This is a genomic window from Luedemannella helvata, from assembly GCF_039528415.1.
GTDB classification, from domain to species: Bacteria; Actinomycetota; Actinomycetes; order Mycobacteriales; family Micromonosporaceae; genus Luedemannella; species Luedemannella helvata.
Map to the genome: position 1 here is coordinate 77584 of NZ_BAAALS010000018.1, position 12258 is coordinate 89841.

The window sequence follows — 12258 nt, forward strand, 5'->3', positions numbered from 1 at the left end:
CCATGCCGGATCGTGACTGGGAGCGGCTGTTCGGCTACGGGGAACCGCAGGAGGACCGGGTCGTGGCGCTCGGCGGCGCCCACCCCGCGTACCTGCTCGACGGGCCCGCGGACCTCTTCGCCGTCCGGGAGCGCGCCGACGGCGCCCGGTCGCGGCGCCACTTCGTCGCGCGGCTGCCCCGCCACGGCCTGGTGCCCAGCGCGGAGCCGGTGGGGCAGTGGCGGCTGATCCTCGTACCGCTGCCGGGCACGGCCCTGCGGCACCTGACCGCCGAGCGGCTCGCGGTGGCCGAGCGCTCGGCCGGGGACCAGGCGACCGTCCGGGCCGCCCGGGCCCTCGCCGCCGCCGTCGACCGGACCCTGCTCGTGCTCGCGGACGCGATCCGGGAGGGGCAGACGCCGCGCGGCGCGCGTACCGTCCAGCCCGGCCAGGCCGCGACCCTGGCCGAGGGCGACGCCCTCACCAGCAACACGGACGTCCGGTGGGTGCGACCCAGCGGGGGACACCTCGTCCACAACGGCGGCACGGCCGCCGGCATCGGTGACGGCGAACTCGCCCCGCTCGCGGGCCGTGACTGGGTGGTCGCGGGCGCCGCGTGCACCGTGGCTAACCGGTCCACCTGGCAGCTGCTCGCCGCCGGCGAGCTGCGGCCCGCCCTCGACGCCCACCTGGGTCGGCTGCTCGGCGTCATCGCGGACCGCGTCGACCGCCTCGCGGTCCGGTTCGTCGGCGGCATCGGCGAGCGCAAGCGGGTCAACTCGGCCGCGCTGCGCGGTGCCGCGCGGGCCGCGTTGCGGGTCGTCGGTGGCGGTGCGAGCGTCCCCGACGACGAGCACGGGTACCACTTCGCCCGGTACCGGCGGGCGGCCGACATTCTGGAGATCGTGACGTGCGCGGACGGTGGTGACCGGTCCGGGGTGACCGTCGTGGAGCCGGTGGACCGGCGTCACCCGCCGGCCGACGACCGGGAGGCCGTGCAGGCGGTGGCCCGCAGTTCGGCGCTGCACGTACGGCCCGTGAAGCTGCCCGCGCGGTGGTGGCGCCAGGACCTGGGTCCGCTCATCGGCTGGCGCGGCGGCACCGCGGTCGCGCTGCGCTACGCGGGCGGGCGCTACCACGAGATCGAGCCGCAGACCCGCACCGCGACCCCGGTCAACCCCGCGACGGCGGGCGCCTTCGAGGCGTCGGCGGGCCAGGTGCAGGTGCCCCTGCCCCGTCGCGCCGGGATGCGTGACGCGCTGCGCCTCGGGCTGGGCGGGGGCGGCCGCGACCTGCGCGCGCTGCTGGGCGTGGGGCTCGTCGTCGCGGCGCTCGGCCTGGCCACCCCCCTCGTGGTCGGTCAGGTCCTCGGCTCGGTGAGCGACACGGGCGGCACCGGCGGCATTCTCGCGCTGGCCGGCCTGCTCGTGTGCGCGGCGGCCGTGGCCGGCCTCGTCGGTGTCAGCCAGGGGTTGCGGCTGCTGCGCCTGGAGGGCCGTGCCGAGATCGGCACCCAGCTCGTGCTGTGGGACCGGCTCATGCGCCTGCCCGTCCGGTTCTTCCGCTCGACGAGCAGCGGAGAGCTCGCCAACGCCGTACTCGGCATCTCGTTCATCCGGCAGTCGCTGTCGGGGCTGCTCGCGCAGGCGGTCACGGCCGTGCTGACGATCGTCGCGGAGCTGGCCCTGATCTTCTGGGTCAGCGTCCCGCTCGGGCTGGCTTGCCTGGGCGTCATCGCCGTGGCCGCCGTGCTGGTGTGGGTGTTCGGCGGCCTCGTCGTGCGCCGGCAGCGACGCGCGCTGCCGGCCGAGCACCGGGCGGCAGCGCTCACCAACCAGCTGCTCGGCGGGATCACGAAGATCAAGCTGGCGCGTGCCGAGGACCGCGCCTTCAGTCGGTGGGCACAGACGCACGCCGCCGCGCGAGCCGACCTCAACCGCGTGCGTGACGTGCAGAGCGTCCTGATCGCGGTCGCCACCGTGCTGCCGATCGCGGGCCAGCTGGTGCTGTTCGCGATGCTCGCCGGCCCGCTCGCGGGCGGCATCCAGCCGGAGCGGTTCTACACCGTCAATGTCGCCTACACCCTGCTGCTGGGTGCGGTCCTCGTGGTCGTCGGCGGCAGCGTCGAGCTGCTCGCGGCGCTGCCCCGGCTGGAGGTCCTCGCGCCCGTTCTGCGGGCCGACCCGGAACGGCTGCCGGACCGGGTGGACCCGGGGGACCTGCGCGGCGAGATCCACATCAACGACGTGACCTTCGCGTACCAGCCGGATGAGCCGCCCGTCCTCAACGGCATCTCGCTGCGGGTGCGCCCGGGCGAGTTCGTCGCGATCGTCGGGCCGAGCGGCTGCGGCAAGTCGACCCTGCTGCGGCTGCTGCTGGGCTTCGAGCAGCCGACCACGGGCGCGGTCCTCTACGACGGGCAGGATCTCGCCGAACTGGACGTCCAGGCGGTACGCCGGCAGTGCGGCGTGGTGCTGCAGGACGGCATGCTCTTCGCCGGCAGCGTGCGGGAGAACATCGCGGGCGCGGGGACCTACCCGCTGGAACGGTTGTGGGAGGCGGCCCGGATGGCCGGCCTGGACGGTGACATCGCGAGCTTCCCGATGGGCATGGGCACCAACGTGCCGTTCGGCGGCGGCACCCTGTCGGTCGGGCAGCGGCAGCGCGTCCTCATCGCCCGGGCGCTCGTGGACCGGCCCCGGATGCTGTTCTTCGACGAGGCGACCAGCGCGCTGGACAACCGTACGCAGGAGATCGTCACCCAGAGCACCCGGGCGCTCGCCGCGTCCCGGATCATCATCGCCCACCGGCTGTCCACGGTGATGAACGCCGACCGGATCGTGGTGATGGACAAGGGAACCGTGGTGCAGGACGGCCCGTACGCGCAGCTGATGGCCGACCGCGAGGGCCTGTTCCACCGCCTGGCCCGGCGGCAGCTGCTCGTCGCGCCGGAGCACACCCCGGACGGCGACGAGCTAGCCGTTGTCGATCGTGGCGCTGCCCGTCAGGTATAGCTGCCCGCCGCCGGCGCACTCCGCGATGAGGTCCGGCATCGCGGTCGTGCCGAAGTTCTCCAGGGCCACCCGGAAGGCCTCCGTGAGCAGCCCGATCATGCTGATGGCCAGCGCGTCGGCCCGCACGTCGAGTTCGTCCCAGGTGCCGGTCGGCCCGGCGCGCAGTGAGGGGGTGGCGCTGACGAGGCGCTGGCTCGTGGAGCGCACCAGGTCCTCGGCGATGAGCCGGAGCCGGTCCAGGACCTCGGAGAGCACCTGCAGGGACGGCACGGCGTGCACGCCGGCCCGGTTGAGGCCGAGGGCGGAGCGCATGAGCCTGACCCGCAGCATCTGGACACTGCCGTCGTCGCCGCGCACGAGCACGCCGTGGCGGGCCAGCGCGTGCACCAGGCCGGGCTGCTCGCGGTCGAGGCGTTGCAGCAGGTGCTGCAGGGCCTCGCCGACCGGTTCGGGGGCGCGTACGCCGAGGATCGCCTCGATCGCGACGAGGTTGTACCCCTGTCGTTGCAGCGCCTTGATGGCTTCCAGGCGCCGCACGTGGCTGTCGTCGTAGTAGGCGGTGCGGCCGCGCCGGATGGGGGGACCCAGCAGCGAACGCGTCTGGTGGGCGCGGATGTTGCGGGGCGACATGCCGACCTTGGCGGCCAGTTCCTCCACTGTGTAGCGCGGACCCTCACCCGACATACGCGTCCTCCGAACGTGTTCAACCGCATACGTAGCGTAAGTTCGGAGCGCCTGGTCGGCACCTGTCGGATATCCAGGAAAGTCTGCCAACATCGACTATGGCGAATGATGTTGCACAAAGCTAAAGTGAACATCTTCGATTCAATGGTCGATTGCACCGATCGGCCCGCCCTCCCCGACATGCCTGCGCGGCTCGGTGGAACCCGGCTTCGCGCGGCCCTTTCCGGCGCACGATGAGGCTTTCTCAACCTTTGAGGAGGAAGCCGATGAGTCCCGGAGACCGGGCGGTTTTCATCGCCGCGTACGGGCGGCTGGTGGTCGAGGTGTGGTCCGACCCGTCCCGTGAGGCGCTGCTCGACAGCGATCCCCGACAACTGCTCACCGAGTACGGCATCGACGTGCCCGACGGGGTCGCCGTCACCGTGCGCCGGGACGCCGGTGGCGTCGAACCCGACCTGGAAGCCCAGGTCGCGGCCTGGCGGGACGCGCCCATCCTCGGCGAGCTGGTGCTGTTCGTGCCCGCCCTGGAGGTCGAGGGCGAGGTCGAGATCGACGAGTACGAGCTGGAGAACGTCGTCGCGGGCCTGGAGCCGGGCACCGCCTGCTGCTGCCCGTGCTGTTGCACCTGACGGTGTAATCCGCCGAGCCCGGACAACCGATGGCGGCCGGGCCTGCTGCCTTTCTCCTTTGACAGGCGTCAATGCTCGTAGCGTCTTCCACTACCACCACCACTCAGCTACGGAATGAGGGTCCGATGACCGCCGAAGTGGAGCACACCGAGTTCACCCGCAAGTACGTCGACCTGCTCGTGAAGGTCTGGCGCGACGAGAACGAGCACAGCCGGATCGTGGCGGACCCCACCGCGTACGCCATCGAGGCCGGCCTGCCCGTCGGACCCGGCGAGACCGTGGTCCTGGACCGCAGCGACCTCGAGCACCTGCCGACCAAGGAAGACGTCATGGCCAAGTGGGACGAGAGCGCCACCACGCACGTCCTCATCGTGCCGCAGACGCCACTCATCGACACCGCGGAGCTCACCGACGCCGAGCTGGACATGGCCGCCGCGATGGCGGACAACAACACCAACGTGAACGTCTCGCTCTGCCTGTGGTCCGAGTCCCGCTGATCCCGCCGTGGCGGGCCGCCCCGGTGTGGGCGGCCCGCCCGAAGCACATGCAGGAGCGACCATGACTCTCGTCCGGGGCATCAACACCTACCGCAGTACGACGGCGGAACAGACCTGGGAGCGCATCCGGCCGCTGCTGCCCGCGATCGGCGTGACCCGGGTCGCCGACCTCACCGGCCTCGACGACATCGGCCTGCCGTCGCACGCGGCGTACCGGCCGGTCAGCCGGACCCTCACGGTCAGCCTCGGGATCGGGCTCACCGCGACCCCGTCGAAGATCAGCGCCGTCATGGAGGGCGCGGAGGCGTGGCACGCGGAGAACCCGTGCCTTCCCGTCGTCGCCCGGTGCGCCGCCGCCGACCTGGACCTGCCGTACGACGTGCGCGACCTGCAACTCGCGCCGAACTCGCCGCTCACCGACCGGACCGTCCTCGACTGGGTCGCCGGCCGGGGCCTGCTCACCGGGCGTACCGTGCTCGTGCCGCTGGACACAGCCAAGCTCGACTTCACCGCCCGCCGCGACTGGGCCCGGGTCCTGTTCCGCCCGACCAGCAACGGGCTCGCCGCCGGCAACACCCTCGCCGAGGCCACGCTGCACGGCCTGCAGGAACTCATCGAGCGCGAGTGCGTCACCGAGCACACGGAGACCCCGCCCGAGCGGCGCGTGTACGTCGACCCGACGGCCGCCACCGTGGCCAGTACGGTGGCCATCGTCGCCGCGCTGCGTGCCGCCGGCTGCTGGATGGAGGTCTGCGACGCCACCAACGATCTCGGTGTCGCCTGCTACGGCGCCATCATCTGGTCGCCGAGCCTGCCGGTGTTCTTCGGCGGCTTCGGCTGCCACGTGGAGCCCGAGATCGCCGTCGGCCGGGCCCTCGCCGAGGCCGTCCAGTCCCGGATGGCCGGGGTGTCCGGCGCCCGCGACGACATCAACCCGAAGGTGTACGAGCAGGCCGACCCGCTGTCGCGGCCGCCCGTCCCGGTGGCGCGCCCGCTGCGGGCGCTGCGCCCGTCGCCCGCCCTGCCGGAGAGCATCGACGAGGTTATCGCGGACTACGCGGCCCGGGTCCTGGCCCGCACCGGCGTCGAGCCCTTCGTCATCGACCTCACCCACGCCGACCTCGGCCTGCCGGTCTGCAAGGTCTACGCCCCCCGCCTGCGCATGTTCCAGGACTCCAAGGTGACAAGGCCCACCTCATGACCGACTTCGTCTTCGTCGGGCCGTCGCTCGACGCCGCCATCGTCGAACACCTGCTGCCGGGCGCCGTGGTGCGCCCGCCCGTCGCCCACGGCGACCTGCTCGCCCTGCCGGCGGTGCGCGGCGACCGCGTGTTCCTCATCGACGGCCTGTTCATGCAGGCCGCGCCCGTGCGCCACCGGGAGATCCTGGCCCTGCTGCAACGCGGCGTGGCCGTGGCCGGCGCGAGCAGCATGGGCGCGCTGCGCGCGGCCGAGCTGTGGCGCTTCGGCATGCGCGGCGTCGGCGAGATCTTCCGCCTGTACGCCGAGGGCGTCATCGACGGCGACGACGAGGTCGCGATGGCCTACGCCGCCGAGGAGGGCTACCGGGCGCTGAGTGAGCCGCTGGTGAACATCCGGATCGCGCTGCGCGACGCGGGCGCGGCCGGCGTCCTCACCCCCGACGAGGAGTCGGCACTGGTGGACCTCGCCCGCCGGCTGCCCTTCCGGTTGCGCGGCTACCGCGCCCTGCGCGACGGCCCCGGAGGGCGCCGCTTCCTCGAGTGGCTCGCCGCCAACCCGCGCGACGCGAAGGCCGCCGACGCGCGGCTGCTGTTGCGCAGCGCGGCGACCATCACGCCGCCCGGCCCGGCGGACGACGCCGTGGCGCACGTCGCGACCAGTTTCCTCGTCGCCTGGCAGGTCCGCAGCACCGGCCGCCAGGTGGGCGACATCTGGGTCCGCGACCACGAGATCATCACCGCGATCATGTTGCTGCATCCCGAGTTTCCGGCGCTGCACCGGCGGGAGACCCTGGCCGCGCTCGTCGGGGTGGCGCCGACGGATCCCGCGGTGGAGCGGCTCGCACTCGCCGCCGCCCGGCAGCGGGGCCAGCTCGATCCTGCCTGGGCGCCCGAGCCGGGGCTCGACGAGGACGAGCGGCTCCTGCGGGTACTCGCACGGGGGTTCGGCACCGTGGGCGATCAGACCATCGCCGCGCACCTGCTGCCGCAACCGCTCGCCGACGAGGCGACGCTGCGTGTCGCGGCGGCGTTCGTGGCCGACGCTGAACTCGTCAACGCGCGGCTGCCGCGCCCGGACCCGCACGTGCCACAGACCCGGCGGCGCTTCTCCGACGAGCGCATCGACGCCACGTACGCCCGGTTGTGGGGCGTGGCGGTCGAGGACCTGGAGCCGGCGGTGTGGGACCGCGGCCTCGGCAGCCTCGAGGAGTTCCGGGTCGTGGCCGAGCAGTTCGTGGCCGGACTACGGATGTTCGGCGCGCCCAGTTTCCCCCGGACGGAGGCCCGATGACCAAGGTTGCCCTGCTGTACCCGCCGATCACCGACCCGACCTCCGGCTACCATTCGCTGAGCTACATCGACTCGTACGCGCGGGCGCAGGGCCATCCGCCCGCGGACCTCATCGACGTCAACATCGAGGCCTTCCACCACTCGTACTCCCCGGCCGGCCTCGCGTGGCTCGACCAGGAACTCGCCGCGCCCCGCGACTACCTCGACTACGGCAGTTACCGGCTCAACAAGGAGTTCGTCGACGCGCACCTGCTGCGCGTCGGCGACCCCGACCCGGAGCGGGTGCGCCGGGCGGTCGCCACCCTGCAGGACCCCGAGCGCTTCTACGACTACGGCCTCTACCAGGAGGCCGTCGACGGCGTCATCGCGTGGATGAACGTCCTGGCCACCACGGGCTTCCCGGGGCAGTTCCGGGAGGGTTTCCACCTGGAGCCGCCCCCGCCGATCGCGGTCGGCTCGGTGCGCGCACTCACCGACCACGCGCTGCTCGACCGGCTCAACCGGCCCTACCAGTCCTACTACGACACGGTCCTGCGTTCGCGACTGGTCCGGGGCGGCTACGACGTCGTCGGCATCAACATCACGTACCAGTGGCAGTTGCCGTTCGCGCTGTGGCTCGCGCGCCTCGTGCGGTCCTGGCTGCCGGACGCTTTCCTCGTCGCCGGTGGCACCGAGGTCTCCGACGTGTGGAAGGCGGCCGCCGAGCGCCCGATGGTGTTCGAGGTGTTCCGCGACCTCGACGCGATCGTCATCGGCGAGGGGGAGACGGCCTACGTCGAGCTGCTCGACGCGCTCGGCGCCGGGTCGCTGCCGGTCACCCACCCCAACATCAGACTCCACCCCAGGTACGGGGCGGTGCGCCCGCTGCCGATGCTGCACTACGAGAAGCTCGCCACCGTGCCGACGCCGGACTTCAGCCGGCTGCCGTGGGACCAGTACCTGAGCCCGGAGCGGTTCGTCTACTACTCGCCGAGCCGCGGCTGCTACTGGAACAAGTGCACCTTCTGCGACTACGGTCTCAACACCGACGGGCCGACCAGCCCGTGGCGGCAGGACACCGTGGACACGATGATCCGCGACGTGACGGAGCTGTCGAGGTTCGCCAAATTCATCTACTTCTCCGTCGACGTGCTCGCCCCCGCCACGATCCTGCGCTTCGCCGAGCAGGTCGTCGAGCGCGGCCTGGACTTCCGCTGGGGCGCGGAGATCCGGCTGGAGAAGTACTGGTCCGACGAGCGCTGCCGGCTGCTCAAGCGCAGCGGTTGCACCGCCATCTCGGTCGGCTTCGAGTCGGCCAACCAGCGCGTCCTCGACCTCATCGACAAGGGCACCAGACCGGCCCAGGTCAAGCAGACCATCACCGCCATGGCAGGCGCCGGCATCGGGGTGCAGATGATGGGGTTCACCGGGTTTCCCACGGAGACCCGGGAGGAGGCCCTGGACAGCATCGGCTTCCTGCTCGACAACCGGGACCTGTGGACGTTCGGCGGGCTCGGCGACTTCGTGCTCACGCCGGGCGCCATCGTCGCCAAGCAACCCGACCGGTTCGGCATCACGAACCTGCGCCGGCCGCCCGGCGGCGACGTCTCGCCCGTGCTGTTCTACGACGAGCCGATCACCGAGGCGGCCCGGGGAGAGGTCACCGAGGCCAAGAAGCTGCTCAACCGCAGCCACTACGACCGTCCCTGGCTCGGCGCGGTCGACACCCCGCACACGTTCTTCTACCACGACCGGTACGGCACGGCGGTACGTGACCTGCTCGAACAGGACCGCGACCTGCGCGACACCGATGACGACACCCCCTTCGTCCTCAACGGCACGTTCATCCCGACTCCGGACCCCGCCGTGCTGGGCCGCTACCGCGATCTCTACGGCGACCGGAGCCAGGACCTGCCCGACGGCCGACTGGCCTTCCGGCGCGATGACGGCCGGGTCTTCCTGCTGCCGGCCAGCGCCAAGCTGTTCCTGAAGCTGTTCGCCGCGCCCACAACCCTGGCGCAGGCGCGCGGCCGGGCCTGGATCCTCGCCGCGGCCGAGTCCGGGCGCACGTGGCGCAGCCTCGTCCGCCTGCGCCTCATCCGCCGGCACTCGGCCCTGCCCCAGGTCCCCGAGCCGTCGCCCGCCTGACGTGGTGCCACCGCAGCCGATCGATCGACCCGGCTGCGGGGGACGCTCATGATCACGCCCAGTAGCAACTGCCGGACACGGACACTGTCGTGTTGGTGCCCGATTAACAGCTTTTTGCGCCGCCTGTGCCGCTCACTCTGGGGAGGATAGACCGTGCAGCGCGGTCTGTCGGGTAGGTGAGGGGTGGCTACTGAAACCATTTCACGTTCAACCCGGTCGACCGTTACGGTCAGTCACGTGAACGACTTTGCGATCGAGGCGGACGGGCTGCGCCGCACATACCGCAGCCGCACGGGGTGGTTACGGCCACAGATCAAAGAGGTCGACGCCGTCAAGGGCGTGACCTTCACTGTCGGTAAGGGGGAGCTGTTCGGTCTGCTCGGACCCAACGGCGCCGGCAAGACCACGACCATCAAGATGCTCAACACGCTGCTGATCCCGACGGCCGGCACGGCGCGGATCTTCGGCCACGACGTCGTCCGCGAGACCCGGGAGGTACGCCGCCGCATCGGGTACGTCTTCGGCGGCGACCGGGGCCTGTACGAGCGCCTGAGCGCGCTGGACAACCTGCGCTACTTCGCCGAACTGTACGGCGTGCCGGCACGTGAGCAGAAAGCCCGCATCGGTGAGCTGCTGGACCTGGTGAACCTGACCGGCCGGGAGAACGAACGGGTCGAGGGCTATTCGCGGGGCATGCGTCAGCGCCTGCACATTGCCCGTGGCCTGCTGCACCGCCCAGAGGTCCTCTTCCTGGACGAGCCGTCCATCGGCGTCGACCCGGTCGCCGCGCGCGACCTGCGCAGGACCGTCGCCGACCTCGCCGCGACGGGTACGACCGTTCTTCTCACCACCCACTACATGGCGGAGGCCGACGAGCTGTGCGACCGCATCGCGGTCATCGCGGGCGGTCAGCTGCGCGCTCTCGGCACTCCCGCCCAGCTCAAGCGGCACGCGGAGGACCGTCGGGTCGTGGAGATCGAGGCGTACGGGGTCGGGGACGACGCGGTCCGCACCGTGCGGGAGATCGCGGGCGTACGCGGCGTGACGCTCGAGCCGGTCGGGGCGGCCCAGGTGCTGACCGTGCAGTCGGAGTCCGACATCGACGTGCAGTCCGACGTCCTGGCAGCCCTGAACGGCATCCGCCTGGGCCGGGTCAGCGCCCGCCAGCCCACGCTGGAGGACGCCTACGTGGCGATCGTCGCGGGCGCCGGGGCGGAGGTGGCCGCGTGAGGTCGCTGAGGCTGCTGTGGGTGGGCGCCGTCATGCAGGTGAAGATGAACTCGCGCGGCCCGTTCGAGATCGCCACCGCGATGATCATGCCAATCGTCCAGGCGACCGTGGCGGTCTACCTGCTGCGCGCCGCGGAGTCGCCGCACCGGATGGTCGCCGCGGCGGTGGGCGCCGGCCTGATGGGCGTCTGGTCGACCGTGCTGTTCGGCTCGGGTGGCGCGATCCAGCGGCAGCGCTTCATGGGCACGCTGGAGATGCTGATGCTCGCGCCGCGCCACCCCGCGATCAAGGTCCTCCCGATCACCATCGCGACCGGGCTCACCGGCGCGTACGCGATGATCGCCACCCTCGGCTGGGGCTGGTTGATCTACGGCATCCGGCCGGAGTTCGCCCACCCGTGGGCGTTCCTGGTGGCGATGCCGGCGTGCATCCTCGGGCTCGGCATGTTCGGGCTGCTCCTGGCGTCGACGTTCGTGCTCATGCGCAACGCGAACGCGCTGTGCAACGCGCTGGAGTACCCCATCTGGCTGCTGTCCGGGATGCTCGTGCCGATCACGGTGCTGCCGGCCTGGACCGGGCCGCTGGCGGCCGTCCTGCCGACGACCTGGGGCGCGCGGGCCGTGCACGAGGCGGCGACCGGCGGTCCCGTGTGGCCGGCCATCGCCTGGTGCCTGGGCATCAGCCTCGTCTGCGCGGGCATCGGCGCGCTGTCCATGACCTATGTGGAGCGTCGCGCCCGCGCCGCCGCCACGCTGGCGCTGGCATAGGGAGGCCGCCATGAGACTGCTTACGGTCGGTGGCCTGCTGGCCTACCGCGCACTGTTCAACTGGGCGACGCCCGTGATGTTCATCGGGACGCTGCTGGTCGGCCCCCTCTTCCAGCTGCTCTTCTTCGCCTACCTGGGACGTCAGCTCGGCGTCGCCGATGACGGCTTCTACATCGTCGGCAACTCCGTCCTCGCGGCCTCCGTCCTGTGCATGTTCGGCGGCTCCATGGCGGTGCTCAACGAGCGCCGCTTCGGCACGCTCGGGCACGTCCTGCTCTCGCCGCGCAGCCGGACCGTCACCTGGATCGGCCGCGCTCTCCCCTATGCCGGCAACGGCCTGCTCGTGGCCGCCTTCACGCTCACGGTCGGCACGCTGCTGCTCGGCCTGCGCGTGCCGGCCGGCGGCTGGCCCGGCCTGGTGCTGGCGCTGGCGTCCGCCGCGCTCGCCTGCGCGGCCTTCGGGCTGGTGCTCGGGGCGTTCGCGCTCCGCTTCCGGGACGCCTGGATGATCAACAACACGGCCGTGACACTGATGATCCTGTTCAGCGGGACCAACGTGCCACGGTCCGTGCTGCCCGGGTGGATGCAGGCCGTCGGAGATGTCACTCCGGTCACGCACGCGGCCGCCGCGTCGCGCGCGCTCGTCGGGGGCGCGAGCCTGACCGAGGTGCTTCCCCGGATCGGCGCCGAGCTGGGCATCGGACTCGGGTACGCGGTTCTCGCGGGCGTACTGCTCAAGCTCTTCGAGGCCGAGTCCCGCCGCCGGGCCTCACTCGACACGCTGTAGCCGAGGCGTACGCGTCGCCGTGGGGCGGTGGTCCCGGTCCGGGCTCCCGCTC

General features: G+C 72.0%; 10 protein-coding genes. 9 read left to right on the plus strand and 1 reads right to left on the minus strand.

The features are described 5' to 3' along the window. The first annotated feature begins 2 nt into the window (after positions 1-2). Positions 3-2993, plus strand: a complete 2991-nt coding sequence (locus tag ABD191_RS18625) for an ATP-binding cassette domain-containing protein (protein WP_344083338.1) — start codon at positions 3-5, stop codon at positions 2991-2993. Here ABD191_RS18625 and ABD191_RS18630 read toward each other — a convergent pair. Further along, positions 2955-3677 (minus strand): MerR family transcriptional regulator, encoded by a 723-nt coding sequence (locus ABD191_RS18630; protein ID WP_344083340.1) that lies wholly within the window; start codon positions 3675-3677, stop codon positions 2955-2957. The two genes, ABD191_RS18625 and ABD191_RS18630, sit on opposite strands and share 39 nt — an antisense overlap. 266 nt (positions 3678-3943) lie before the next feature. Between ABD191_RS18630 and ABD191_RS18635 the strand changes: the two genes are divergently transcribed. From ABD191_RS18635 to ABD191_RS18670, 8 genes are all read left to right on the plus strand, one after another. Continuing rightward, complete coding sequence (locus tag ABD191_RS18635) at positions 3944-4306, plus strand: hypothetical protein (RefSeq protein WP_344083342.1); 363 nt, start codon at positions 3944-3946, stop codon at positions 4304-4306. A gap of 125 nt (positions 4307-4431) precedes the next feature. Beyond that, positions 4432-4803, plus strand: a complete 372-nt coding sequence (locus tag ABD191_RS18640; RefSeq protein WP_344083344.1) for a hypothetical protein — start codon at positions 4432-4434, stop codon at positions 4801-4803. 61 nt (positions 4804-4864) lie between these two features. Beyond that, positions 4865-6004: a YcaO-like family protein gene (locus ABD191_RS18645; protein WP_344083346.1), complete on the plus strand. Its 1140-nt coding sequence runs from the start codon at positions 4865-4867 to the stop codon at positions 6002-6004. Then, positions 6001-7296: a TfuA-like protein gene (locus ABD191_RS18650; protein ID WP_344083348.1), complete on the plus strand. Its 1296-nt coding sequence runs from the start codon at positions 6001-6003 to the stop codon at positions 7294-7296. Before ABD191_RS18645 ends, ABD191_RS18650 begins: the two co-directional genes overlap by 4 nt. Continuing rightward, the gene (locus ABD191_RS18655; RefSeq protein WP_344083350.1) at positions 7293-9422 is read left to right on the plus strand and encodes a B12-binding domain-containing radical SAM protein; all 2130 of its coding nucleotides are present in this window, start codon (positions 7293-7295) and stop codon (positions 9420-9422) included. Before ABD191_RS18650 ends, ABD191_RS18655 begins: the two co-directional genes overlap by 4 nt. Positions 9423-9659: 237 nt before the next feature. Then, entirely contained in the window at positions 9660-10652 is a 993-nt protein-coding gene (locus ABD191_RS18660) for an ABC transporter ATP-binding protein (protein WP_344083352.1), read from the plus strand. Then, positions 10649-11419 (plus strand): ABC transporter permease, encoded by a 771-nt coding sequence (locus ABD191_RS18665; protein WP_344083354.1) that lies wholly within the window; start codon positions 10649-10651, stop codon positions 11417-11419. The genes ABD191_RS18660 and ABD191_RS18665 overlap by 4 nt, the downstream gene beginning before the upstream one ends. 10 nt (positions 11420-11429) lie before the next feature. Next, positions 11430-12206: an ABC transporter permease gene (locus ABD191_RS18670; RefSeq protein ID WP_344083356.1), complete on the plus strand. Its 777-nt coding sequence runs from the start codon at positions 11430-11432 to the stop codon at positions 12204-12206. Positions 12207-12258 lie beyond the last annotated feature (52 nt).